This is a genomic window from Streptomyces sp. NPDC037083 (genome assembly GCF_055606485.1).
On record NZ_JBVJSQ010000013.1, the window covers coordinates 239,490 to 263,569 of the forward strand.

General features: G+C 72.2%; 19 protein-coding genes and 1 pseudogene. 7 read left to right on the forward strand and 13 right to left on the reverse strand.

The genetic code is table 11. The features are described 5' to 3' along the window. Window positions 1–215 precede the first annotated feature (215 nt). On the reverse strand, window positions 216–1,856 hold the full coding sequence (locus ACZ7DE_RS30975) for a sigma-70 family RNA polymerase sigma factor (RefSeq protein WP_470766942.1): 1,641 nt from the start codon (window positions 1,854–1,856) through the stop codon (window positions 216–218). 244 nt (window positions 1,857–2,100) lie between these two features. On the opposite strand from ACZ7DE_RS30975, the gene ACZ7DE_RS30980 reads away from it, so the two are divergent. After that, a complete protein-coding gene (locus tag ACZ7DE_RS30980; protein WP_470766944.1) occupies window positions 2,101–3,291 on the forward strand; it encodes an MFS transporter in 1,191 nt (396 codons plus the stop codon). Window positions 3,292–3,744: 453 nt separating this feature from the next. Here the strand turns inward: ACZ7DE_RS30980 and ACZ7DE_RS30985 are convergent. Beyond that, a pseudogene (locus tag ACZ7DE_RS30985) lies at window positions 3,745–5,347 on the reverse strand (MFS transporter). Window positions 5,348–5,440: 93 nt separating this feature from the next. Beyond that, window positions 5,441–5,932 carry a flavin reductase family protein gene (locus ACZ7DE_RS30990; RefSeq protein WP_470766946.1) on the reverse strand — a complete coding sequence of 164 codons (492 nt, stop codon included), beginning with the start codon at window positions 5,930–5,932 and terminating at the stop codon, window positions 5,441–5,443. Window positions 5,933–6,062: 130 nt separating this feature from the next. Between ACZ7DE_RS30990 and ACZ7DE_RS30995 the strand changes: the two genes are divergently transcribed. The 3 genes from ACZ7DE_RS30995 (at window position 6,063) to ACZ7DE_RS31005 (ending at window position 9,231) form a co-directional block, all read left to right on the forward strand. Continuing rightward, window positions 6,063–7,016, forward strand: a complete 954-nt coding sequence (locus ACZ7DE_RS30995) for a hypothetical protein (protein ID WP_470766948.1) — start codon at window positions 6,063–6,065, stop codon at window positions 7,014–7,016. A gap of 108 nt (window positions 7,017–7,124) precedes the next feature. Next, complete coding sequence (locus tag ACZ7DE_RS31000; protein WP_470766950.1) at window positions 7,125–8,603, forward strand: glutamate-cysteine ligase family protein; 1,479 nt, start codon at window positions 7,125–7,127, stop codon at window positions 8,601–8,603. Between the two features lie 130 nt (window positions 8,604–8,733). Next, window positions 8,734–9,231 carry a peptidylprolyl isomerase gene (locus ACZ7DE_RS31005; RefSeq protein WP_470766952.1) on the forward strand — a complete coding sequence of 166 codons (498 nt, stop codon included), beginning with the start codon at window positions 8,734–8,736 and terminating at the stop codon, window positions 9,229–9,231. Between the two features lie 105 nt (window positions 9,232–9,336). Here ACZ7DE_RS31005 and ACZ7DE_RS31010 read toward each other — a convergent pair whose 3' ends face one another. From ACZ7DE_RS31010 to ACZ7DE_RS31020, 3 genes are read right to left on the reverse strand one after another with little or no spacing between them, the layout of a single operon-like run. Beyond that, window positions 9,337–10,122 carry a metallophosphoesterase family protein gene (locus ACZ7DE_RS31010; protein WP_470766954.1) on the reverse strand — a complete coding sequence of 262 codons (786 nt, stop codon included), beginning with the start codon at window positions 10,120–10,122 and terminating at the stop codon, window positions 9,337–9,339. Next, window positions 10,119–10,469 carry a hypothetical protein gene (locus ACZ7DE_RS31015; protein WP_470766956.1) on the reverse strand — a complete coding sequence of 117 codons (351 nt, stop codon included), beginning with the start codon at window positions 10,467–10,469 and terminating at the stop codon, window positions 10,119–10,121. The genes ACZ7DE_RS31010 and ACZ7DE_RS31015 overlap by 4 nt, the downstream gene beginning before the upstream one ends. Further along, on the reverse strand, window positions 10,466–11,212 hold the full coding sequence (locus ACZ7DE_RS31020; protein WP_470766958.1) for a nucleotidyltransferase family protein: 747 nt from the start codon (window positions 11,210–11,212) through the stop codon (window positions 10,466–10,468). The genes ACZ7DE_RS31015 and ACZ7DE_RS31020 overlap by 4 nt, the downstream gene beginning before the upstream one ends. 222 nt (window positions 11,213–11,434) lie before the next feature. Between ACZ7DE_RS31020 and icmF the strand changes: the two genes are divergently transcribed. From icmF to ACZ7DE_RS31035, 3 genes are all read left to right on the forward strand, one after another. Beyond that, complete coding sequence (gene icmF / locus ACZ7DE_RS31025) at window positions 11,435–14,665, forward strand: fused isobutyryl-CoA mutase/GTPase IcmF (RefSeq protein WP_470766960.1); 3,231 nt, start codon at window positions 11,435–11,437, stop codon at window positions 14,663–14,665. A gap of 230 nt (window positions 14,666–14,895) precedes the next feature. Further along, complete coding sequence (locus tag ACZ7DE_RS31030) at window positions 14,896–15,468, forward strand: AMIN-like domain-containing (lipo)protein (RefSeq protein WP_470766962.1); 573 nt, start codon at window positions 14,896–14,898, stop codon at window positions 15,466–15,468. An 85-nt stretch (window positions 15,469–15,553) separates the two neighbouring features. Continuing rightward, window positions 15,554–16,282 carry a polysaccharide deacetylase family protein gene (locus ACZ7DE_RS31035; protein WP_470766964.1) on the forward strand — a complete coding sequence of 243 codons (729 nt, stop codon included), beginning with the start codon at window positions 15,554–15,556 and terminating at the stop codon, window positions 16,280–16,282. 25 nt (window positions 16,283–16,307) lie between these two features. Here ACZ7DE_RS31035 and ACZ7DE_RS31040 read toward each other — a convergent pair whose 3' ends face one another. The 7 genes from ACZ7DE_RS31040 to ACZ7DE_RS31070 form a co-directional block, all read right to left on the reverse strand. Continuing rightward, on the reverse strand, window positions 16,308–17,348 hold the full coding sequence (locus ACZ7DE_RS31040; RefSeq protein WP_470766966.1) for a YihY/virulence factor BrkB family protein: 1,041 nt from the start codon (window positions 17,346–17,348) through the stop codon (window positions 16,308–16,310). Window positions 17,349–17,405: 57 nt separating this feature from the next. Continuing rightward, window positions 17,406–18,059, reverse strand: coding sequence for a maleylpyruvate isomerase N-terminal domain-containing protein (locus ACZ7DE_RS31045; RefSeq protein ID WP_470766967.1), 654 nt, complete (start codon window positions 18,057–18,059; stop codon window positions 17,406–17,408). Between the two features lie 85 nt (window positions 18,060–18,144). Then, on the reverse strand, window positions 18,145–19,284 hold the full coding sequence (locus ACZ7DE_RS31050; RefSeq protein ID WP_470766969.1) for an abortive phage infection protein: 1,140 nt from the start codon (window positions 19,282–19,284) through the stop codon (window positions 18,145–18,147). Window positions 19,285–19,522: 238 nt separating this feature from the next. Next, window positions 19,523–19,963 (reverse strand): hypothetical protein, encoded by a 441-nt coding sequence (locus ACZ7DE_RS31055; protein ID WP_470766971.1) that lies wholly within the window; start codon window positions 19,961–19,963, stop codon window positions 19,523–19,525. 163 nt (window positions 19,964–20,126) lie between these two features. Then, window positions 20,127–21,677, reverse strand: a complete 1,551-nt coding sequence (locus ACZ7DE_RS31060; protein ID WP_470766973.1) for an MFS transporter — start codon at window positions 21,675–21,677, stop codon at window positions 20,127–20,129. 310 nt (window positions 21,678–21,987) lie between these two features. Further along, window positions 21,988–23,055, reverse strand: coding sequence for a helix-turn-helix domain-containing protein (locus ACZ7DE_RS31065; protein WP_470766975.1), 1,068 nt, complete (start codon window positions 23,053–23,055; stop codon window positions 21,988–21,990). Between the two features lie 48 nt (window positions 23,056–23,103). After that, window positions 23,104–23,445: a hypothetical protein gene (locus tag ACZ7DE_RS31070; protein ID WP_470766977.1), complete on the reverse strand. Its 342-nt coding sequence runs from the start codon at window positions 23,443–23,445 to the stop codon at window positions 23,104–23,106. Between the last annotated feature and the right edge of the window lie 635 nt (window positions 23,446–24,080).

Below are 24,080 nucleotides of genomic sequence, written 5' to 3' on the forward strand. Positions count from 1 at the left end.
CCGTGGCCGCCACCGCGCCGGGGAACACGGGACACCGGGTCACCGGGGCACCGAGAAGCGAGTCGCCGAGACACCGGGACGAAAGGACAGGGGCGTCGACGACGGCCGCCGTCGGGCCGGCATCGCGTCGCCGCCGCGCCCCCGTCGTTCACGACGGGCGCGCTCCCCTCACCGGCGCGCTCTGTCGCCCAGCCCCACCCGGTCCGCGGACGCGGTCACAGCTTGGCCCCGAAGTTCTGCGTCCACCACGGGCCGCCCGCTCCGTCGTGGATGCCCACGCCGATGTTCTTGAAGTCGCAGTTGAGGATGTTGGCGCGATGGCCGGGGCTGTTCATCCAGGACGTCATGACCGACTGGGCCGTCTGCTGTCCCTTGGCGATGTTCTCGCCGTACGTGGACCACCGGTAGCCCGCCGCCGTGATGCGCCGGCCGGGGTCGGCGCCGTCGGGATTGACGTGGTCGAAGAAGTCGCGGGCGGCCATGTCGTCGGAGTGCCCCTGAGCGGACTTGCGCAGCAGGGCGTCCTCCGTGAGGGGACCGCAGCCCGCCGCCGCCCGCTCCTTGTTGACCAGGGCGATCACCTGGGCCGAGCGGTCGGACGAGTCGGACTGCACGGTCGTCGTCTTCGACACGGACTGCCGGGACGCGACCGGCTTCGCGGCCTTCGACGCGGGCGCGGTGGCGGTCCTGCGGGGGCTCGGCGACGCGCTCGCGCTCGGCGACGCGGACGCGGACGCCGTCGGGGAAGCGGACGGGGACGGCGAGTTCTCGCGGCCGAGGTCCGGTGTGGGCCGGTCCTGGACGAGGGCGTCGTCGGCGGGCTCGACGGCGGTGCTCCGGGTCCCTCCCTCGTCGGGCCGCAGGCCGAAGTAGAAGAAACCGCCGCCCGCCACGCAGGCCGCCACGACCGCGCCGCCGACGGCCCGCCGCCGGGTGCGGCGCCTGCGGCGGGCCGCGGTGCGGGAGTCGGTGCGTCCGGCCGTGGCCCGGTGGGATCCCGACCGGACGGCGAGGCCGTCCTGGTCGCCCTCGGTGAGCGAGGACGCCGAACCGACCAGGGCGACGTCGGCGGCCCCCGTCCTCGCGAGGAGCGCGGACGACGCCGCGACCAGAGCGAGGCCGGCCAGGAGGCCCTCGGCGGGAACCAGTCCGCTCCACAGGCCGGAGCACTGCACGCACCCGCGCGCGTGCCGGGCTATTCGCTTGCGCCACAGCGCGGAGGGCCGCCCGTCCCAGCCCGCGAGCTCGCCCCGCAGTTCCGGGCACGGCGGCTGCGCGTCCACGGCCCGCACGACCACGCGTGCCGCCTCCAGCTGCGCCTTCATCCGCTGGACGCGGACCGCCGTGTGCTGCGGCGTCAGTGCCAGGGCCTCGGCGATCTCGGCCCTGGTCAGTTCGCCGGCGCACTCCAGCCACCACAGGGACAGCAGCCCCCGATCGTCCGGCTCGAGCCAGCGGGTGGCGCGTGCGGTCTCCTGCCGCTGGCCGGACAACTGCAGTTGGACGATGGTCAGGTCCACGAAGTCGGCGCCCGGGTCGGCGACCTCCTCGGCCTCCTCCACGGCGCCCCGGGCCGGCTGCTGCCGGTTCCAGTGCGCCCGGACCTGGTTCATCGCGATGGCCACCAGCCAGGAGCGGAAACTCTCCGGATCGCGCAGCGAGCTCAGGGAGTCGAGCGCACGCAGCATGGTGTCCTGCACGACGTCGTCCACGTCGACCGAGCCGTTCAACGCCCGGCCCACGATGTTGTAGACCAGCGGGAGGTACTCGCCGACGAGCGCGTCCTGAGCCGCCTGGTCGCCCGCTCGGGCGGCGGTCACCAGCGCCGTCGCCTCCACCGTGTGCCGTTCACTCATTGCAGCTTCCCTGTCGTCGAATCCGAACGATGCTGTCCGTCGCATCGGGGATCTCTGCGGGAGCAGCGGATAACAGTTCTTCGGAAAAACGTGCGAAGGCAGAGACTGTCGGCTCCGGCGCCGCCGGTGCAATGAAGGCGGTCACATCGGCCCGCTCCCCGTCGCGGCCGCCCGCCGCCCGGCTCGACGACGCGGCGGGCGCCCGCGGCTTCGGCGGACCGTCCGCGGCGTTACTGTCGCCGCCATGGACCGTGAAGGCCGAGGATGGCTGCCCTGTCTGCTCGGCGGAGCCGTGTTCGCCGTGTGCATGGCCGGCACCACGCTGCCGACCCCGCTGTACGGCCTCTACCAGGAGAAGTTCGGCTTCTCCGAGCTGACGGTCACCGTCGTGTACGCCGTGTACGCCTTCGGAGTCATCGGTGTGCTGCTGCTGGCGGGCAACGCCTCGGACACGGTGGGCAGACGTCCCGTGCTGCTGTGGGGCCTGGGCTGCGCCGCGGCGAGCGCGGTCTGCTTCCTGTGCGCCACCGGACTGGGCTGGCTGTACGCGGGGCGGCTGCTGTCGGGGCTGTCGGCCGGACTGTTCACCGGGGCCGCCACGGCGTACGTCATGGACCTGGCCCCGCCCGGTGGGGCGTCCCGGGCCACGTTCGTGGCGACGGCCGCCAACATGGGCGGGCTGGGCTGCGGTCCGCTGCTCGCCGGACTGCTCGCCCAGTACGCCCCGTGGCCCCTGTACCTGCCGTTCGCCGTTCATCTCGCCCTGGTGGCCTGCTCGGCCGCCGTCGTGGCCCGGCTTCCGGAGACGGTGCGCGACCTCAGGCCGCCGAGCTCCGTACGACCGCAGCGGCCTGCCCTGCCCCCGCAGGTGCGGGCCGTGTTCGGGGCGGCGGCGACCGCCTCCTTCGCGGGTTTCGCGCTGTTCGGCGTGTTCACCTCGGTCAGCCCCGCGTTCCTCGCGGAGTCCCTCGACGTGCGCGACCACGCCGTGAGCGGTCTGATCGTCGCGCTGGCCTTCTTCGCCTCCACGGCCGGGCAGTCGGCCGTCGGCCGGGTGGGGGTGGGGCGTTCCCTGCCGCTGGGCTGCGCCGCGCTGCTGACCGGTCTCGCGCTGCTCGCGGGCGCGCTGCGCTGGGAGTTGCTGACGCTGGTGGTGCTGAGCGCGATCGTCGGCGGGGCCGGCCAGGGGCTGGCGTTCCGCGGGGCGCTGTCGGCGGTGGCTCAGGCGTCCCCCGCGGACCGGCGGGCGGCGGTGATCTCGACGCTCTTCGTGGTGGCCTACGCGGGCATCTCGGTGCCGGTGATCGGTGTGGGCGTGCTGACGGGCCCGCTCGGTCTGGAGGGCGCCGGTCTGGTGTTCATCGCCTGCATGGCCGTCCTGGTCTCGACCGCGGCCGCCTACCTCCTCCGGCGGCCGGTGCAGACACGCGTGTGAACGGCGGGCGGACCGACGTCCGGTCCGCGCGGCCGGTCGGACCGCGGTATGAGCGGCGAGCGCATGGCACCCCCCTCCCGGCCGTGCTCTTCCGGCCGCGGGAGCGATCGTCTGCGCGCGGCGGTGTCCGGCCGCCGGTGCGCACACGCATGGCCGCGTCCGTACGAGTGGCTTCGGCGCGTCGGCGAAGCGACACAGGGCCGACCGGCGTTGGGCAGAACCCATTCGCCATCACTGGAAGGCCCCTCGATGCGACGTACCGCTCTTCTCGCCGTCTGCGCTCTGGTCAGCGCCGCAGCAACGGGATTCTTCACCACCAGCGCCCTGCGGAGCCGTTGACCACCGGGCCGGGGCGGCGGCGCTCCCGCTTCCCCGGCCCCTGTGCGGGACATGGCCCCGGATGCCCCGACTCCGGGTCCTCCTGCGCGGCCGTCCTGGTGTCGCGTCCTTCGCTCAGCGGCGGGCGGGCTGCTCCTTCGACGCCTCGTCGGTGGTCCCCGTGCCGCCGGGATGCCGGAGCGCGCACAGGAACCCGATTCCCAGGGCCAAGGCCATTGCGTAGAAGACCCACTGGTTGGCTTCGGCGAAGTCCGTTCGGATCGAGGACATCGACTCCCGTACGGTCTGCGCGACCGCGCCGTCGCCGCTCGGCTGCCGGTTGTCGGCGCTGCCGGTCACCGCCTCCGCGACGCCCCTGGCCGCGTCGTCCGCCGTCCCGGACGGCACTCCGCGCGACTCGAGGGTGTCCCTGACGTTGTCGGTCATGGAATGCGTCAGCAGCGTGCCGAACAGGGCCAGGCCGACGCTCGCGGCGTAGTTGCGGATCGTCTGGGTGATGCCGGTGACCTCCCCGTAGGAGGCGTCGATCGCCCGGTTGACGGCATCCGTCGAGGCGGGAGCCAGGATGAAGCCGATCCCGGCCCCCGCACAGCGCCGCGTAGGGCCACTGATCATGCATGTACAGGTCGGTCAGTTTCCCGGCCCACAGGGCGAAGCCGACGGCCCCGACCGCGCACCCCAGCTTCATGGTCGGCCGGGCGCCCCGCTTGTCCAGGATCCGCCCGCCCCACTGCGAGGCGAGCGCGAAGCCCGCGAAGAAGTACAGCAGGTACAGGGCCGCCTGGTTGGGCGAGGCGCTCAGGGAGACCTGCGCGTAGACCGAGGCGAAGAAGAACAGCGGGACGAACGCGAGCATGGCGAAGAACAGCACCAGCCCGTCCACGACGAAGGCACGGTCGCGGAAGACCGCGAGTTTCACCAGCGGGTGGGCCGTGCGCAGCTCGTAGCGGCAGAACAGCCACAGCACGCCGAGCCCGCCCAGGATGCAGATCCAGGTGAGCGCGCTGTCCCAGCCCCACGCCGACGCCTGCTGGAAGCCCAGCACGCTCGCGCCCATGCCGAGCGCGATCAGCGCGGTGCCCGGCACGTCCAGGGGTTCGTCGCGGCGGCGGTCGGACACATGGGCGAGCGCGGTCAGGATCAGCGCGACGACGGCCACGGGCACGTTGACCCAGAAGATCGCCCGCCACGTCCAGTCGGTGAGCCAGCCGCCGAGCAGGGGCCCGATCGCCGTCAGAGCGCCGGTGACGCCGAAGAAGAGAGCCAGCGCGCGCCCGCGCCGCTCGACCGGGAAGACCGCCACCACGACCGCCAGCGCGGCGGGGAAGAGCAGGGCGGCGCCCAGCCCCTGAGTGGCCCGGAAGGCGATGAGCCAGGCCAGGGCGAAGTCGCCCCGGGGGACGCAGCCGCACAGCACCGACGAGACGACGAACACCACCGTGCCCGTCACCACGACGCGCCGGGGACCGAGCAGGTCCGCCAGGCGTCCGCCCAGCGCGAAGAACGCGGCCAGGGACAGCAGATAGGCGTTGACGACCCCTTGCATGCCGGAGGAGGACAGGCCGAGTTCGTCGACGATGTCCGGCGTCGCGATCGACACGATGGTCTGGTCGATGAACGTCATCGCCACCGCGAACATCATGGCCGCGAGCGCCAGTGACTGCGAAGGAGCACCCGTGCCCGCGGGCGCTTTCCCCGCCTGCTGCTTGGTGTACATGCCAGTCATGCCCTCAGTCTGCTGGCGCCCGGGCGGCGGCGCATGCGCTGCGGCGGCGCGCCGGGCTCCCCGGTGGGCGTCGTCGCAGGTCAGTCAGTCCACCGGATGTCCCGGTTCTACGGTCAGCACGTCTGCGAGCCGCAGCAGGGCTCCGTCGTCGTCCGGCTCACGGCCGCCGGCGTCCACGGGGCTCAGCACGAAGCCCATGTGGTCGCCCCCGTCGATGCGCTGCTCGATCCTGCCGACCAGCCACGCGCAGGCGTCCCGCAGGACGACGGCCCCACCGTGCCCCTCCGTCCAGGGCGTGTGCGCGAACTTGTCGACCCGGTCGCCGGTCTCACCGCCGAACAGGGCGGCCAGCTCGTACTGTCGCGGCGTCAGCAGGTGCACGGTGAGGAAGTCGGCGGCCCGGGCTACCTCGTAGGTCCGGTTCAGCTTGGACAGCCACACCGCGAAGCGCACCGGGCGCATGGAGCACTGCGAGGCGAACCCCACGAGGCAACCCGCCCGCTCGCCGCCCGCGGCGGCCGTCACGACGCACATGTCGGGGTTCAGCCGGTCGATGAACGCGTCCGTGTCCGCCATGCTCCCGCTCCTCCGGTCTCGAGCATCCGTCCTGCACCCGCGGGAACAGAGTGCCCGCGAGCCGTCCGTTCTCACGGTCGGCGCACGGGCCGGGGTGCGCGGCGGCCCCGCCCGGGGCAAGCTGACGATCATGGCGCGCAAGGGAGTGCGGCCCGGCGAGGCGCACGACGTGGAGAGACTTCTCGACGAGCTCTACGCCACGCCGCCCGCCGACTTCGTCTCCCGACGTGAGCGGCTGACCGCCGCGGCCCGGGCGGACGGGCGTCAGGAGGACGCCCGTCGGATCCATGCCGCCCGTCGCCCCACGCTCGCCGCCTGGGCGGCGAACCTGCTGCTGCGCGCGCGGGCGCAGGAGAGCCGCCGCTTCCTGGAACTGGGCCGGGCGCTGCGCGAGGCCTACGCGAGCCTGGACGCCGAGGGCGTCAGGGAGCTGTCCCAGCAGCGCCGGAGCATCGTCTCGGCGCTGTCCCGGCAGGCTGCCGAGCTGGCCGACGAGGCCGGGCACCGGCTCTCCGACGCGGCACGGCAGGACGTCGAGGCGACGCTGCGCGCCGTGCTCGCCGACCAGGACGCGGCCGACCGGTGGGCCGCCGGCCGCCTGGAGAGCGCCCTCACCCCGCCCGCGGACTTTCCCACCGGCGGGGGCGCGGCAGCCGTGGAGGCGACGGCCGGCGCACGGCGGGGGCCTGCCCGGGCGGCGGCCGCGCCCCGGTCTTCGCGGTCGCGGGCGCAGGACGAGCTCGCCGAGCGGCGCCGCCGTCGGAAGGAGCAACTGACCGAGGCCCGTCGGGCGGCCGAGGTCGCCGACCGACGACTCCGCGAGCTGCGCGGCGAGCTCGCGGACGCCGACGGGGCCCTGCGGCAGGCGGGGGAACGGCACGAGCAGGCCCTGCGGCAGCGGACCGCGGCCGAGCAGCAACTGGAGCGGGCGCAGCAGGATCTGCGGCAGGCGGACCAGGAGCGACGGACGGCCGACGAACGGTGCCGGGCGGCCGCGGACGCCGTGCGCCGCGCCGAACGGGAGGCAGGGGACGCCGAGCGGAGAGTGCGGCAGCTGACCGGGCCGCCGTCCGACGCGCGATGACGCGGCCTTCACGACGAGCGGTCGCCTCATCCCGCCTGGTGAGGGGTGTCCGGTAGTGCGACGCTGGAGGCAGGAGGCGCCTGACGAAGGGACGAGCCGGGAGGGCCGATGGGACGCGACGTCCCGGCGCTGGTCTTCACCCGCGAGGACCGCCGCCGGTACCGGATCAAGATGCAGGAGTGCCTCGAGGTGTTCGCGCAGATGCTGCGCGAGTCGCGGTTCGAGTCCGAGCGGCCCCAGGTGGGCCTCGAGATCGAGCTCAATCTGGTCGACGACCGGGCCGAGCCCGCGATGCGCAACAGCGACGTCCTGGAGGCCATCGCGGACCCCGCCTGGTCCACCGAGCTGGGCCGCTTCAACCTCGAGATCAACGTTCCGCCCCGGCGTCTGACCCAGGGCGGTCCCGACGCCTGGGAGTCGGAGATCCGTGCCGCGCTCAACCACGCCGAGGAGCGCGCCGGCTCGGTCGGCACGCACCTGATCATGATCGGCATCCTGCCCACCCTGCGGCAGGAGGACGTCGGCGAGGGGGCGTTGTCGGAGAACGCCCGCTACCGGCTGCTCAACGACCAGGTGTTCGCCGCACGGGGCGAGGACCTGCGCATCGAACTGGACGGCGTCGACCGGCTGCGGATCTACGCGGACACGATCACTCCCGAGGCGGCGTGCACCAGCACCCAGTTCCACCTCCAGGTCTCCCCCGACGAGTTCGCCGCCTACTGGAACGCGGCACAGGCGATCACCGGCGTGCAGGTGGCGCTGGCGGCCAACTCGCCGTTCCTGTTCGGCCGTGAGCTGTGGCACGAGACGCGTGTCCCGCTGTTCGAGCAGGCCACCGACACCCGCCCGCAGGAGATCAAGGTGCAGGGCGTACGCCCCCGGGTGTGGTTCGGGGAGCGCTGGATCACCAGCGTCTTCGACCTGTTCGAGGAGAATCTGCGCTACTTTCCCGCGCTGCTGCCCCTGTGCGACGAGCAGGATCCGCGCGAGACGCTGGCCGCGGGAGACGTTCCCGAGCTCGCCGAACTGACTCTGCACAACGGGACGATCTACCGCTGGAACCGCCCGGTGTACGCCGTCGCGAACGACCAGCCGCACGTGAGAGTGGAGAACCGCTGTCTGCCGGCCGGCCCGACGGTCGCCGACACCCTCGCCAACGGCGCCTTCTACTACGGCCTCACCCGCGCCCTGGTGGAGGAGGAGCGTCCGGTGTGGTCGCGCATGTCCTTCCAGGCCGCCGAGGACAACCTGCACACAGCGGCACGGCACGGCATCGACGCGCGGCTGTACTGGCCCGGGATGGGCGAGGTGCCGGTGCCCGAGCTCGTCCTGCGGCGCCTGCTGCCGCTGGCGCACCGGGGTCTGGAGCGCTCCGGCATGGACGCGGCCTGGCGGGAGCCGCTGCTCGGCATCATCGAGCAGCGGTGCGTCACCGGCCGCAACGGGGCCGTCTGGCAGAAGGAGACGTTCCACCGCATCACCTCCGCCGACCATGCCGGCCGTCATGAGGCCCTGCGGCGCATGACGCGTCAGTACATCGACTACATGCACCTCAACGCGCCCGCGCACACCTGGCCGGTCGACTGACCGTCCCCGCAGATCAGCACGGTTTTTCCGGCCCGCCGCGCCCGCCCGGACCGGGCGCGACGGCGTCCGCCGGCCGGCGACACGGGACCCGCGGTGCGACAGCACCGCTCGGACCGTGCAGGATAGAGGTATGACGATCAAGGTTTACTTCGACATCACGATCAACGACGAGCCCGCGGGCCGCATCAACTTCAACCTGTTCGACGACGTCGTGCCCAAGACCGCGGAGAACTTCCGCGCGCTGGCCACCGGCGAGAAGGGCTTCGGCTACGCCGGCTCCTCCTTCCACCGGGTCATCCCGGCCTTCATGCTCCAGGGCGGCGACTTCACCCGGGGCAACGGCACCGGCGGCAAGAGCATCTACGGCGAGAAGTTCGCCGACGAGAACTTCACCCTCAAGCACGACCGGCCGGGCCTGCTGTCCATGGCCAACGCGGGCCCGAACTCCAACGGCTCGCAGTTCTTCATCACCACGATCGTGACCGACTGGCTCGACGGCAAGCACGTGGTGTTCGGCGAGGTCGCCGACGACGACAGCATGGCCCTCGTCAAGAAGATCGAGGCGCTCGGCTCCCGTGGCGGCGCGACCTCCGCGAAGATCACCATCGCGGCGTCCGGCCAGCTCTGACCCGGGCTTCGGACCGCGGGACCGGCCGGGGGCCCGTGCCCCCGGCTGAGCCCGGATCCCGAAGGGGCCGCCCGGCCGCAGGAGCCCCCCGGCCGCCCCTGCGTCTCAGCCGGCCGGACGCCCGCCCGCGGTGTGCGCGGCGGTCGCTCCGGCGGCGCCCCGGACGTCGGGGGCGTGCAGGTGGTAGACGTTGAAGGCCCGGCGGATGACCGGCTGTGCGACGTTGCGCACGCGGACGCCTCCGCTGGTCATGCCGTGTTCCGTGCCGGCGTGAGCGTGCCCGTGGACGGCGAGGTCGGCGCCGCCGACGTCCACCGCCTCGGCCAGCAGGTAGCTTCCGAGGAACGGATAGATCTCCGGCGGCTCGCCCGCCAGCGTGTCGGGGACCGGGGAGAAGTGCGTGAGCGCGATCCGCACCGCGCAGCCCGCCCGGGCCAGGTCCTCGAGACTGCCGCGCAGACCGTCGGCACAGCGTCGGGTGTACCGGATGAACTCCTTCATCAGCGGTTCGCCGAACTCGCTCCCGCTGCGCCCGGCGAAGCCGCCTCCGAACCCCTTCGTGCCGGCGACGCCGACGAGGACGCCGTCGACCTCGACGACCGTCCCCTCCCCCTCCAGGACCCGGATGCCGGCGTCCCGGAGAATGGCGGTGACCTCCTCCGGTTTCTCGTCGTGGTGGTCGTGGTTGCCCAGGACGGCGACGACCGGGACGGACAGTCCGGCGAGTTCCCGGGCGACCACCCGGGCCTCCTCGGGGGTGCCGTGCCGTGTGAGGTCTCCCGCGAGGAGCAGGAGGTCGGCGCACTCGGGCAGGGTGTCGAAAGCGGGCCTGAGCAGCCCCTGGCTGTCGGGTCCCATGTGGATGTCACCGACGGCCGCGACGCGGATCATGTCAGCTCCTCCGGACGGCCGGGAGGGGTCATCTCGGCGATCAGGACGTCCGGGTGGACGGCGAGCCCCTCGAGTTCCTCGTACACGGCCCGCAGCAGTTCCTCGCGGCACTGGGCGGTGGGCACGGTGCCCTGGACCATGACGGTCGTTCCGTGCGCCTCGATGCGCATCCCCAGCTCCCCCAGCCCCTCGGCGGCGAGGCGTTCCTCCAGATGCGCGATCCGGTATTCGACGTTGTCGACCCCGGGCGCGTCCGCGGTGTGCGGCGCGGATCCGGGATTCGCGGGACTCGTGCGGCCCTCGGAAGCGGTGCCCGCCCGCCCTGTTTCCGCGCCGTGGTCGCTCATGCCTGCTCCCTCTCCGGTGCGATCACCCGTAGGCGTTCCAGCAGGTACAGGAACGCCGCCGGCATCGGTGCGTCCCGGCAGTCCGCCCGGACCCGGTCCCAGTCGACCTTCTCCCGCAGCGCCCGGGCGATGGGCAGGACCGCGCCGAAGTCGCAGTGGTGCTCCGAGAACGACGCGAGCAGACTGCGCAGCAGGTCGGTGGGGGCCACCACCGGCATGACCACGGAGTCCACGGGCAGCTCCTGCGCTCGGTCCAGGACCTCGGACGTCACCGGCTCGTGGGCCAGCTCGAAGAGGAGATCGATGTCCTGGCCCAGGCACTTCGCCTTCCACAGCCAGTCCTCCGGCGGCTCGAAGACGACCAGACCCGCTTCGGTGAGGGTGGCGGCGACCGCGTCGGCGTCCTCGCGCCTGATGCAGAAGTCGGCGTCGTGCTGGAGGCGGGCCGCGCCGCCGTGGGCGTAGACGGCCACGCTGCCGGCGAGGGCGAAACGGTGGCCCTGCCGCTTGAGCAGGGATCCGACCTGCTTCGCGGCCTCGAGAATGGCCTGGTGACGGTCCTGCGGGAGCAGCACCTCGGGGCCCTCGTCCCGGGGCGGCGCCTCCGCGGCCCGGGCCGCCTCCCCCTGGATTGCGGCATCCGGCCGTACGGGGCGCGTCGTCCCCCCGGCCGGGTGTGCCGCCAGGTGCAGGCCGGGAGCGCCGCCGCGCCCGTCCCCAGCGGTGTCGTCGACCCTCTGCATCCGCTGCTCCGTTCCAGTGACAGCGACCGTCCGGCAGGAAGACCGCGTACCCCTCCCGGCCGCCACCACACCGGGGAGTGCCTGTTTCCGGCCGCCGACGGCCGGACGGTCACGGATCGTCGTTCTGTGCTGTTGGTCACATCGTCCTCACCTCGTGTCATTTACTAGGACGTCCTACTATTTTCTCAGTCGGAGTTACCGTGATCTGTCTGGGAAGGCCCCATGAGCGACCTGCACCGTCCCGTGCACCCCGTCCGTCTGGTCACGGCCTCGGCCCTGTTCGACGGGCATGACGCATCGATCAACATCATGCGGCGGATCTTCCAGTCGCAGGGCGCCGAGGTGATCCACCTCGGACACAACCGGTCGGTCCAGGAGGTCGTGGACGCGGCGCTGGAGGAGGACGCCCACGGCGTGGCCGTCTCCTCCTACCAGGGCGGCCACGTGGAGTACTTCGAGTACCTGGTCGAGTCGCTGCGCGCGCGGGGGGCGGAGCACGTCCGCGTGGTGGGCGGCGGAGGCGGCGTCATCGTGCCCGAGGAGATCGTCCGGCTGCGCGAGAGCGGGGTCACGATCTTCTCGCCGGAGGACGGGCAGCGGATGGGCCTGGCCGGGATGGTCAACTCGGTAATGCGCGACTGCGACTTCGACCTGTGGGACGCCGAACCGGCCGACACGGCCGCCGTCCTCGCGGGCGACCGGTTCGCGATCGCCCGCGCCATCACGGGCGCGGAACTGGGCAAGCTGTCCCCGCAGTTCCTGGAGCAGGTGCGCGCGGCGGGCACGGCCCGCCCGGTGCCGGTGCTCGGCATCACCGGCACCGGCGGCTCGGGCAAGTCGTCGCTGACGGACGAACTGGTACGCCGGTTCCGGGTCGACCAGCAGGACAAGCTGCGGATCGCGGTGATCGCGGTCGACCCGACCCGACGACGCGGCGGGGGCGCGCTCCTCGGCGACCGGATCCGGATGAACTCCCTCGACGGCAACCGGGTGTTCTTCCGGAGCCTGGCCACCCGCGGCAGCCACGAGCTGCCGGAGCACCTCTCCGACGTCATCGACGTGGTCAAGGCGGCCGGATTCGACCTGGTCATCGTGGAGACGCCGGGCATCGGACAGGGCGACGCGGCGATCGTGCCGTTCGTCGACACCTCGCTGTACGTGATGACGCCGGAGTTCGGCGCCGCCTCGCAGCTGGAGAAGATCGACATGCTCGACTTCGCCGACGTCGTGGCCATCAACAAGTTCGAGCGGCGCGGGGCCAAGGACGCGCTGCGCGACGTGGGCCGCCAACTGGTGCGCAACCGCGAGGCGTTCGGCATGCGCCCGGAGGACATGCCCGTGTACGGCACCTCGGCGGCCACCTTCAACGACGACGGGGTCACCGCGCTCCACCAGCATCTGAGGTCCGCGCTGGCCGAGAAGGGCCTGCCGCTGTCCGAGGGCACGCTGGCCAGGGTGGACGTGCGGCACTCCTCCGGCATCCGTCAGGTGGTCCCCGCGGACCGGGTGCGCTACCTCGCCGAGATCACCGACAGCATCCGCGCCTACCACGCCGAGACCACCAGGCTGGCGGAGGCGGCCCGGCGGGTGCAGCGCCTGGAGGCGGTCGGCGGCGAGCTCTTTGAGGCCGGCGCGGACGCCACGAACGTGCGCGAACTCCTCGAAGCGGCCCGCAAGAGCCTCCCGCACGAGGTCACCGAGCAGATCCGGGACTGGCCCGCCGTCGTGGCCGCCTACTCCGGCGACGAGCAGGTGGTGAGGATCCGGGACAAGGAGATCCGCACCAAGCTGACCCGCGAGTCCCTGTCGGGGAACAAGATCCCGCGTGTCGCCCTGCCCCGCTTCACCGACCACGGCGAGCTGGTGCGGTTCTGGCGCGGGGAGAACCTGCCCGGCCGCTTCCCGTTCACCGCCGGGGTGTTCCGCTTCAAGCGCGACGGGGAGGACCCGGCCCGCATGTTCGCCGGCGAGGGCGACCCGTTCCGCACCAACCGGCGCTTCAAGCTGCTCTCCGAGGGCCAGCCCGCCACCCGCCTGTCCACCGCCTTCGACTCGGTCACGCTCTACGGCCGTGACCCCGACGAGCGTCCCGACATCTACGGCAAGGTCGGCACCTCCGGCGTCTCGGTGGCCACGCTGGACGACATGAAGGCGCTCTACGACGGCTTCGACCTCGTCGCGCCGACGACCTCCGTCTCCATGACGATCAACGGCCCCGCCCCGACCGTCCTGGCGTTCTTCCTCAACACGGCCATGGACCAGCAGATCGACGCCTTCCGCGCCGCCGAGGGCCGCGACCCCTCCCCCGAAGAGACGGCCGCACTGCGGGCCCACGCGCTGGCGAGCGTGCGGGGCACCGTGCAGGCCGACATCCTCAAGGAGGACCAGGGCCAGAACACCTGCCTGTTCTCCACCGAGTTCAGCCTGCGGATGATGGCCGACATCCAGGAGTGGTTCATCGCGCAGAAGGTCCGCAACTTCTACTCGGTGTCGATCTCCGGCTACCACATCGCCGAGGCCGGCGCGAACCCCATCAGCCAGCTCGCCTTCACCCTCGCCAACGGCTTCACCTACGTCGAGGCCTACCTCGCCCGCGGTATGCACATCGACGACTTCGCCCCCAACCTGTCGTTCTTCTTCTCCAACGGCATGGACCCGGAGTACTCGGTCCTCGGCCGGGTGGCCCGGCGCATCTGGGCCGTCGCGATGAAGGAGAAGTACGGCGCCAACGAGCGCAGCCAGAAGCTGAAGTACCACGTCCAGACCTCCGGGCGCTCCCTGCACGCCCAGGAGATGGACTTCAACGACATCCGCACCAGCCTGCAGGCTCTCATCGCGATCTACGACAACTGCAACAGCCTGCACACCAACGCCTACGACGAGGCGGTCACCACCCCCACCGAGGACTCCGTGCGCAGGGCCCTGGCCATCCAGATGATCATCAACCGGGAGTGGGGCCTGGCGATGAACGAGAACCCGCTGCAGGGCTCGTTCGTCATCGACGAGCTCACCGACCTGGTGGAGGAGGCCGTCCTGCAGGAGTTCGAGCGGATCAGCGAGCGCGGCGGCGTGCTCGGCGCCATGGAGACCGGATACCAGCGCGGCCGCATCCAGGACGAGTCGATGCTCTACGAGCAGCGCAAGCACGACGGCACCCTGCCCATCATCGGCGTCAACACCTTCCGCAACCCGCACGCCGACACCGCCGAGCCGGGCGTCATCGAGCTCGCCCGCGCCACCGAGGAGGAGAAGGTCTCACAACTGGAACGCGTACGGAGCTTCCAGGCCGGTCACCGTGACGAGGCGCACGCGGCGCTGGCCGCGCTCAAGGAAGCGGCGGTGAACGACCGCAACGTGTTCGCCGTCCTCATGGACGCCGCCCGCGTGTGCTCCCTGCAGCAGATCACGGACGCCTTCTTCGAGGTCGGCGGCCAGTACCGCCGCAACGTCTGAGCGCGGATCCACCGGCCTCCGGGCGGGGCCGCGGGCGGCCGGTCCCCCGCGGCCCTCTCTCGGTTTCCGGGACGTCCTCGGACTCAAGTGCCCCTGGCCGCGGTCGGCGGCCGGGGGCACAGGCACATGCGGGACGGGGAAAGGACCAGTCCGCCGGAAAACGGTGCAACCTTCGGGGCAATCCGGTTGTCTCAGTTGATATCCGACACGCACACCCCTCGGGGGAGACCATGATGCGAAGCAGAACCGTCTGTGCCACCGCCGCCCTGCTGACCGCCACGCTCGGCGTGGCCGCGGCTCCCGCCGTGGCCGCCCCGGCCACGGCCGCCCGGGCCGTCACCGCCTGCCCCACCGGCTGGGGCAGCCTCGGCAAGACGTACTCCGCCGCCACGGCGACGCCGCTGACGAACGTCCGGACCGGCAACCACGACTGCTACGACCGGTTCGTCATCGACGTGCCCGGCGCGAGCGCCGACCGACTCGGCTTCTCCGTCAAGTACGTCGCCCAGCTCTACCAGGACGGTTCGGGCCGTCCCATCCCCGTCGGCGGCGGCGCCATCCTGGAGGTCCGGATCAACGCCCCCGCCTACAACCCCGAGACCGGCGCCTCCACCTACCCGGGCCGCGTCGCACAGCCCCTGCCGGGCGTGAACCTCACCGGGTACCGCACCTTCCGGGACACCCGCTACGCCGGAAGCTTCGAAGGCGTCACGCAGTTCGGGCTCGGCGTGCGCGCACGCCTGCCCTTCAGGGTGCTGCGCCTGACCGACCACCTCGTGGTGGACGTCGCGCACAGCTGGTGACGCCTGCTGCCGGCCCGGATCGCCCCGAACGCGGTGGCGTGGCGGGCGGGGTTGGCACGGCCGGATACTCGCGGCGGCGATAGGGGTGACGACAGTGGCGGCGGTCACCTCGGTGTGGACCGCGCAGGCCGGACCCGTCGACGGCACTCGGGCGGGAGCGGGCGTGTCGGCGAGCCCCTCCCCGGGCGGCCCCGGCGCCGCCCGGGCGGCGGTGTCGGTGGACATCGCCCACGCCTCGGACCACGGCGCCCGGGGCGTCAACATCACCGTGGACGACGGGCCGGACCCGGTCTGGACGCCCCAGGTGCTGGAGGTGCTGCGGGAGAACGGCGTGAAGGCGACGTTCTGCATGGTCGGCACGCAGGCCCAGGCCCACCCGGACCTGGTCAAGGCGGTCGTGGCGGCCGGACACCGGCTGTGCGACCACACGGTCTCGCACGACACCACCATGGACACCAAGCCCGACTCCTACCAGTCGCAGCAGATCCTGGACGCCGAACGCATGATCACCGAGGCGTCCGGAGGCGTCCGGCCGATGTACTACCGGGCTCCGGGCGGCGCCTTCACCCCCTACAGCCGCAATCTCGCCGCGTCCCGCGGGATGCGGCCGCTGGGCTGGAACGTCGACACCAAGGACTTCGAGCACCCCGGCGCCGCCGCCATCGTCGCCACCGTCAAGAACGAGGTGGGCAACGGCCCGACGATCCTCTTCCACGACGCGGGCGGAGACCGCTCCCAGACCGTGGCCGCGCTGCGCGAGGTACTTCCGTGGCTGAAGGAGCAGGGCTACTCCTTCGGCTTCCCGGTGCGCTGAGCGGACCGGCCCGCGCCGGTCCGCGTCACTCGGCCCGGCGCTTGTCCTCCTCGCTCCACGCGCGGGTGTCGCGCGGCCGGACGTAGGGTTCCTCGCCCTCCGGAAGGCCGCCCGCGACGGCACGCTGCCGGGCCATCTCGGCGTCGAACTCCAGGCCGAGCAGGATCGCGATGTTGCTGATCCACAGCCACACCAGGAAGACGATCACACCGGCGACCGCGCCGTAGGTCTTGTTGTACGAGGCGAAGTTGGCCACGTAGAAGGCGAACCCGGCGGAGGCGAGCAACCAGATCACCAGCGCCAGGACGCTCCCGGGCGTGATCCACCGAAAGCCCCGGCCCCGCACGTTCGGCGCCGCCCAGTACAGGATGCCGACCATGATCGTCACCAGGACCACCAGGACCGGCCACTTGGCGATGGACCACACGGTCAGCGCCGTGTCCCCGACTCCCAGCGCGGCGCCGGCCTGACGGGCGAGGCCGCCCGTGAAGACCACGATCAGCGCGCTGACGACCGCGAGCACCAGGAGCACCACCGTCACACCCACGCGGATCGGCAGCACCTTCCACACCGGCCGCCCCTCGGGCATGTCGTACACCGCGTTGGCGCTGCGGATGAAGGCGGCCGTGTAGCCGGAGGCCGACCACACCGCGAGCACGAGTCCGACGACCGCCATGACGGAGCCGATGCCGCCGCGGCCCTGCAACTGCTGCACCGCGTCGCTGATGACGTCCCGCGCCGAACCCGGGGTCACCTTGCGGAGGTTGGCCAGGACCTCGTCGGTCGCCGACTTCCCCGCCACCCCCAGGAGGGACACCAGCACCAACAGGGCCGGAAACAGCGACAGGACGCCGTAGTACGTCAGTGCAGCGGCCCGGTCCGTGAGCTCGTCGTCCTGGAACTCCCGTACCGTGCCCTTCAGTACGGCCCACCAGGACCGCTTCGGCAGCTGCGTCGGCTCCTCCGGTTCCCGCCGCTCCGTCTGCTCGTCCGGACCCGCCGCCTGCTCACGGCCGGACGCCGACGTCGTGGCGCGGCCGTGGTTGGAATTCGCTCTCGGTGCCATGTCACCGGAGTAACCGCAACGCTCCGTCCCATGCCCCCGTCGGGTCCGCGGCCCGTCTCAGCCGAGCACGAAGGGGATTTTCCCGGCCAGTTCCCCCAGCGCCGCCTTCTCGGCGTCGGTCGCGGCGCGGCGTCCGGTGCCGACCAGCAGCGCGTCCCGGTCGCGGAACGACGCCGGGATCCGCGCCCCGGCGATCCGCTCCAGCGACGCGCGGGCGGCCGCGAGGGTCTCGGCGGGCGGTTCCGCGGCCGCGGGCAGATGCGCGATCAGGTCGAGGTGATGCAGCGTCCATTCCATGACGTACGCCGACAGGTAGTCGCCCACGGTCAGCACTTCGTCCCGGGTCCCCACCCGCGCGGCCGGGTCGGCGAGTTCTGCGGCCCGCCCGGCGGCGGCGCCGACGTCGTCGAAGTGGAACTTCAGCCACCGCGGCTCGCCGTAGGCGGCGGCCAGCCGGGGAATCAGCGCGTCCAGCGGATCGTCCCCGGTGGGCGGCTCGACGAGGTTCCAGTAGCCGGCGGAGTCCACGGTCGGTGCGGAGTCGGCGGGCGTCACCAGCGTGATCAGCACGTCCTGGGCGTCGATGACCAGGTGGCACACCAGGTCCCGCACCAGCCAGCCGGCACAGCCGGAGGGTCGTTCCCAGTCCTCGTCGCGGAGTTCGTCGACCGCCGCGCGCAACGCCGTCCAGGAGCGAGAGAAGAGATCCACCGCGGCACGGTAGTGCGCGTCCGGATCGGCGGGCAAGCACCCCGCCGCGAACAGCGCCGGGAACGGACGGCGGGCGGGCGGCGGTTCAGCGCGCCGTGCCCGTGCCGTGGTCGCCGTAGTGGCGGGCAAGGGCGTGGAAGGCCTGCTTGGGCTCCCAGTGCCAGCCGGACTCCGGGTGGCCCGGGCGCTTCTGCAGGGATTTCGTCACGGCGTAGGAAGCCAGGTCGAGGTCGTGACGGGGGTCGTCCGCGCGGTGCGGGGCGTCCGGGGTGACGAACTCGAACGCCATCGCCGCGTACAGCCCCATCGACTCGAAGACGTCGAGCAGTGCGCTGACGTAGTCGGCCTGGGTGCGCTCACTGCGCACCAGGCGGCCCTTGATCTCCTCGGGGTCCTTGTCGTGGTCGACCACGTCCCATGCCATGCCGCCGGCCTGCGGAGCGCCCAGGTAGGCGCACGTGCCGAACTCGGTGACGGCGAGGGGCTTGCCCCAGCGCAGGTACCGGCGCAGCTCCCGGACGTGGTCGGAAGGGCGGGGGAAGAACGAGTAGTAGTCGATGCCGACTATGTCGAACAGCGACCAGTCGACCACGTCGTCCTGGGCCGCGGCGTAGCTGAGGCGACCGCCGAAGACGGAGCGGCCGGTCCTGGCCGCCCGGGCGGTGAAGGCGTTCAGGCGGCGTTGCATGACCACCGGATCGTAGGTCCCGTTCATCAGGTTGCGTACGCGCTCCAGCACCGTCTCGCCCGGCACGATGCCCGGCACGAACAGCCAGAACTCGCAGCCGACGCTGAGGTCGACGCTCGCGCCCTGTCTGCGCAGCCGTTGCGCGAACCGACCGGTCTCCGCGAGGTGTTCGAGAATGTCCCGGGCCGGGACGTCGCCCAGCGTGGGCTGCAGCCAGACGTGCAGGCCCTGTTCGGCCGCCTCCGTCGCGGTCGCCGTGAGCCGTTCCACGCCGTCGCCGGTGACGTCGACCGTGTCGGCGTGCAGCCGGCAGCGGATGGCGCGGATGTCCGCCCGCATCCGCTCGGCGCTCCAGCCGGTGGCCGGGGTCTCGCCCTCCCCCACGGTGTAGACGACGCCCCGGTGCCGCAGCCCGCGCCGTCGTGCCGTGGCATGCGCCCGCCCCGCCGGTCCGAGCGCACCCGCGGCGCCGACCGCCGCCATCCCGGCCAGGAATCCGGCCCGGCTGATCCGACTGATCCGATTGGTTTCCTCCATGCCCCCACGGTGCGGGCGTCGGGTGCGGGGGCGCAGTAGGCCGAAGGTCTGGATCGTCGTGACGAAGGTGGGTGCGAGGGCCGGGCGGACGGTCGTTTCGGCGAGCCACGCGGCCGAAAGACGCCGCGCCCCCGCCTCGACCCGACCGCTGCGTCCCTCACCTCGACCCGGCTCGAACGCCCCGGCCCCCGGGCGCGGGCGCGCGCCGGGGGCCGACCTGCCGAGGCGACCGGAAGGGTCAGATCCGGCCTCCGGTGAGCCGGGTGAGCGGGCCGTGCGTGTGACGGCCGGATCGGCGGCCCACGGCGTACGAGGCTGCGGTCAGCGCGGACAGGCCGGCCGCCGCGCCGGCGGCCACCAGCTTGCGGTGGGCGATGACCGTCCACGCCGTCTTGGCGGTCGCGGCCACCTGGCCCGAGGTCGTCACGATCGCCTGGCGGCTCGCCTCGACGCCCCGCACGGCGCCCTGGGCGGCGCTGTGCACGGCACTGGTCGCCGCCTCGGCCGAGCGCTCGACTCCGTTCTTGGCGGCCGATGCCGCGTCATCCGCCTTGGTCGCGGCGCTGTTCGTGGCCTGGGCCGCCGGAGCGGTGGCCTTGGCCGCGCCGCGCCGGGCCTTGGCCGCGGTCGCCTGCTTGGCTTCGGACTCTTCGTTCGTCTTCCTGTTCGGTTCAGTCATGGACTTCGCGTTGCCCCTCACTCGGGCCGCAAACCCCTGCGGCCGCGAGACGTGGGGACATCGCTCCGATCGCCCCTGGCGGCGGCGGACCGCAGGCCGTTCACCGTCGGGTCGCTTTTGTGGGTCTCCCACTGTCCGAACGAACGGCGTCCGGACGAACAGGTCACCCGCCGCCGGGTACCGTCCCGCCCTTGAGGCGTTCCAGGTCCGAGGGACGCACCTGGATGACCAGGACCGCGATCAGCGCGGCCAGCACGGTGAAGATCGCCGCCATGACGAAGGCCGCCGAGACGCCGGCGGTGAGGATCTCGTCGGACCAGGGAGCGGGGAGTTGGCCCGTGCGCCGGAAGTTCAGACGCTCGGCCGGGGTGGCCTGTGACAGGAAGTCGGGGACCTGCTCGTCCGCCTCGTTGCGGCTGGCCGTGCCGTACATCGTGACCAGGATGGACAGGCCCAGCGAACCGCCCACCTGCTGGGTGGCGTTGAGGAGCCCGGAGGCCGCGCCGGTCTCCGGCGGGGGGACGTTGGACAGCGCCATGAGAGTGAGGGAGACGAACTCCATGCCCATGCCGAGACTGAACACGAGCATCGGGCCGAGGACGCTGCCGGCGTAGGTGGAGTGGACGTCGGTCAGGGTCAGCCAGGACAGGCCGCCCGCCGCGAGGATCGCGCCCCCCACCATGAAGGGCTTGGGTCCGTACGTCGGCAGAAACCGCGAGGCCAGGCCTGCGCCGATCGCGATGACCGCGCTGACCGGCAGGAAGGCGAAGCCCGCCGCGAGCGGGCTGAAGTCGAGCACGTTCTGCACGAAGAGCGTGAGGAAGAAGAACATGCCGAAGATCGCGGCGGCCAGGCACAGCATGATGCCGTACGTGCCCGCCCTGTTGCGGTCGGCGAACATGTGCAGCGGGGTGATGGGCTGCTTCGAACGCCTCTCGACCAGGATGAACAGCGCGAGGACGACCACGGCGGCGCCGAACGAGGCCAGCGTGAGCGGGTCCCGCCACCCTTCCTGGGCGGCCCTGATGAACCCGTACACCAGCAGGACCATGCCCACCGTGGAGGTCAGCGCGCCGGTGAGGTCGAAGCGGCCGGGATGGCGTTCGGACTCCTCGATGTAGCGGGGTGTGGCCAGGGCGATGAGCAGCCCGATCGGAACGTTGACGAAGAGCACCCAGCGCCAGTTCAGCCACTCGACGAGGATTCCGCCCGCGAGCAGTCCGATCGCACCGCCGCCGGCCGAGACCGCGGCGAACACCCCGAAGGCCCGGTTGCGCTCGGGCCCTTCCCGGAAGGTGGTGCTGACCAGGGACAGCGCGGTCGGGGAGGCGATGGCGCCGCCGACGCCCTGCAGGGCACGCGCGGCGAGGAGTTGGGCCTCGTTCTGGGCGAGTCCGCCGAGCAGGGAGGCGAGTACGAAGAGCAGCACTCCGAAGACGAAGACGCGCCGTCTGCCGAGGATGTCCCCGGTGCGGCCGCCGAGCAGCAGCAGTCCGCCGAAGGTGAGCGTGTAGGCGTTCACCACCCAGGCCAGGCTCGTGGTGGAGAAGTCCAGGGAACGCTGGATGTCCGGCAGCGCGATGTTCACGATGGTGATGTCCAGGACCACCATCAACTGGCACGAGGCGATGACCAGCAGCGCCATGCCGTGTCCCCCACCGTCCTGTCGGGCGGTGGTCCGGGGCGCTGAGGTCGGCTGAGGAACGCTGCTCATGACGTGATCGCCCGCGCGCAGGCGGGCCCTGGGCAGAGGCCAGCGAGCGGTTGTGCCCACTGTCGGGTCCACCGTTTGACGGTACGCCCGCCGCCGAACCGTCACCACTCGATCATTCGTGGGCGGCGTGCGGGCGGATGCGACGCCCCTCCAGCCCCTCCGTGCCGCCCGCCCCGTCCGTGCTGGCCGCCCCCCTCCGGGCGTTCGCGCCGCTCCGGGTGGCCGCGCGCGTCCGTGCGTCCGCCCTTGCCGTGCCAGGGCTCCCCTGTCGTCCTGGCACGGCGGCGATTCCGCGGGTTGGCCGCGGTGATCACCAGGATGCGGGAGGGACACCCGGTGTGTCATTGGCGGAGCGTCCACGTCCGCTTGGCGCAGCGTCCACTCCGGCTCGAGGTCGCGGGTCGTCCCGGGGCTCGGTGAGGGCCTGTTCGCGCAGTGCGCTGGGCGTGAGGCCGTAGGCGGTGCGGAAGGCGCGCGTGAACTCGGCGGCGCGGGGGAAGCCCCAGCGGGCGGCCACGGCGTGGATCGGCAGTGCGCGCAGGCGGGGGTCGGCGAGTTCGCGGCGGGCGTTCGCCAGTCGCTGGTCGCGGATGTAGGAGGAGACCGTGAGGCCTTCGGCCTGGAAGAGGCGGTACAGGTAGCTGCGGGAGACGTGGTGCGCGGCGGCGATTCCGGCCGGGGCCAGGTCGGGGTCGTCGAGGTGCCGGCGGATGAACGTCTTGACGCGGAGCGTGAGCGTGCGGCTGTGGGTCTCCGGCGGGAGCCGGAGGTCGGCGTCCACGGCGTGCGCGAAGGCGGCCGTCACCAGGTCCGCGGCGACGGTGCCCAGCCGGGGGGCGTCCGAGGGCTGGTAGGGGGAGGTGTCCGCGACCACTTGGAGGAGGAACTGGGCCAGCAGGGCGCCGATCCCCTCCCGGCCCGATATGAGCCGCCCCAGGACCCGGTCCGCACCTCGCTCGGGCACGGCCACCAGGGCGCGCGGGACCTCGAGGCCGACGACCGTGACCGGATCGGTCCCGGTGAGCACTTCCCACGAGCGCGAGGAGGAGTTGATGTGGAAGTCGTTGATCCCGTAGGAGGCCTGCTGTCTGCCCCAGTCGGCCGCTCCCGCGCCCTTCAGCAGGAGGGACAGGTGGTAGACCTCCGGATCGGACTGGCGGACGAGTTTCGGGGTGCGGCGGAAGACCAGGGGGTCGAAGGTCGCCGGCCACACGGTCACATCGCCCAGTTCGAGCACGCGCTGGTGGCCCCGGTAGTCGGCGGTGCGGTCGCTGGTGAGCTGCATGGGCGCGTGGGTGCGGCCCATGCGCTCCGCCCACGCCTCGAACCGGGCGTCCACCGGCAGGTCCGTGGTGCGGAAGACCGATTCGTGCAACACGAAGGCAGTCAACCACACCGTGGGGAAGGGCCTGTTGAGGTCGGTAGGTCAGCTCAGGTGGGCGGTGTCGACGATGACGGACTCGTCGCCGGAGGCGGTGATGGAGATGTAGCCGGGGTCGCCGTTGCGGTCGAGGTAGCACACCACGTACCCGACGCCCACGACGGTCTCGCGCACCGGATGCTTCGAGACGGCCTCGCGGCAGGCCGCTGCCGTGGGCACCGCGGACGAACTCCACTCCGCCATCTTGCCGTTGGTGGACCTCAGGAAGCCGCCCTGGACGTAGACGGCGTCCGTGCCGGCGTCGGCGACCGTGGGCGGCGAGTGGGTGAAGTCGTAGCCGGTGGGCGCCTTCTGGCCGTCGGACTTCTCCATCGCGAAGCCGCGCACGAGCGACGTCGACGGCGAGGGCGTCGAGTCGGGCAGGGCCGCACTGACCGCCGCCCCGCCGCCCCCGACGACCGCGACGGCGGTGAGACCGGCGATCAGCGGATGGGCGTACGCCAGGCTGAGCAGGGGGCCCGACGACCGGGATCGAGAACTTCAGCGAGGTGTTCTTCTGCGTGATGGTGTTGTTGTCGCCCGCGGCCACCGTCTGTGTCGGTGAGTGGTGGGTGCCGGGCGGCGGCGGCAGATGGGGGTCGCTGAACGGGGCGGGGTCGCCGAGTCGAGCGCCGCGCGTGCGGTCGGTGTTCATGGCTCGGGACGCTAGCGACCGTAAACCCCGAGGTCTTGTTTTGGCGGAAATCGTCCCCAATGGGCAGCTCTTGGTCGCCCCCGGTGACGAATGTGATCGCCGCGGCGAAGGTTCGGACTTGCTACCGAGCAGTCATATTACCGAACCGTAACCTACCGACCGCTACCCGGGGTAACTCGACCCTCGCTACCGTCCTGACAGTTCGTCTAAGAGCGGTACGGGCAGCGGTGGACGACCGAGGCCCCGTACCGCTCGGTCGTCACGGCCCGCACCCCACCGGGCCGTCCGCCACCCGAGCCGCAGACGAAGGCTCGGCCTCCCCCGGAGG

What these genes read in the sequence shown, in the direction of transcription:
- ACZ7DE_RS30975 (WP_470766942.1), bottom strand. Translation starts at nt 1,856, where the DNA reads ATGAGTGAACGGCACACGGTGGAGGCGACGGCGCTGGTGACCGCCGCC.
- ACZ7DE_RS30980 (WP_470766944.1), top strand. Translation starts at nt 2,101, where the DNA reads ATGGACCGTGAAGGCCGAGGATGGCTGCCCTGTCTGCTCGGCGGAGCC.
- ACZ7DE_RS30990 (WP_470766946.1), bottom strand. Translation starts at nt 5,932, where the DNA reads ATGGCGGACACGGACGCGTTCATCGACCGGCTGAACCCCGACATGTGC.
- ACZ7DE_RS30995 (WP_470766948.1), top strand. Translation starts at nt 6,063, where the DNA reads ATGGCGCGCAAGGGAGTGCGGCCCGGCGAGGCGCACGACGTGGAGAGA.
- ACZ7DE_RS31000 (WP_470766950.1), top strand. Translation starts at nt 7,125, where the DNA reads ATGGGACGCGACGTCCCGGCGCTGGTCTTCACCCGCGAGGACCGCCGC.
- ACZ7DE_RS31005 (WP_470766952.1), top strand. Translation starts at nt 8,734, where the DNA reads ATGACGATCAAGGTTTACTTCGACATCACGATCAACGACGAGCCCGCG.
- ACZ7DE_RS31010 (WP_470766954.1), bottom strand. Translation starts at nt 10,122, where the DNA reads ATGATCCGCGTCGCGGCCGTCGGTGACATCCACATGGGACCCGACAGC.
- ACZ7DE_RS31015 (WP_470766956.1), bottom strand. Translation starts at nt 10,469, where the DNA reads ATGAGCGACCACGGCGCGGAAACAGGGCGGGCGGGCACCGCTTCCGAG.
- ACZ7DE_RS31020 (WP_470766958.1), bottom strand. Translation starts at nt 11,212, where the DNA reads ATGCAGAGGGTCGACGACACCGCTGGGGACGGGCGCGGCGGCGCTCCC.
- icmF (WP_470766960.1), top strand. Translation starts at nt 11,435, where the DNA reads ATGAGCGACCTGCACCGTCCCGTGCACCCCGTCCGTCTGGTCACGGCC.
- ACZ7DE_RS31030 (WP_470766962.1), top strand. Translation starts at nt 14,896, where the DNA reads ATGATGCGAAGCAGAACCGTCTGTGCCACCGCCGCCCTGCTGACCGCC.
- ACZ7DE_RS31040 (WP_470766966.1), bottom strand. Translation starts at nt 17,348, where the DNA reads ATGGCACCGAGAGCGAATTCCAACCACGGCCGCGCCACGACGTCGGCG.
- ACZ7DE_RS31050 (WP_470766969.1), bottom strand. Translation starts at nt 19,284, where the DNA reads ATGGAGGAAACCAATCGGATCAGTCGGATCAGCCGGGCCGGATTCCTG.
- ACZ7DE_RS31055 (WP_470766971.1), bottom strand. Translation starts at nt 19,963, where the DNA reads ATGACTGAACCGAACAGGAAGACGAACGAAGAGTCCGAAGCCAAGCAG.
- ACZ7DE_RS31060 (WP_470766973.1), bottom strand. Translation starts at nt 21,677, where the DNA reads ATGAGCAGCGTTCCTCAGCCGACCTCAGCGCCCCGGACCACCGCCCGA.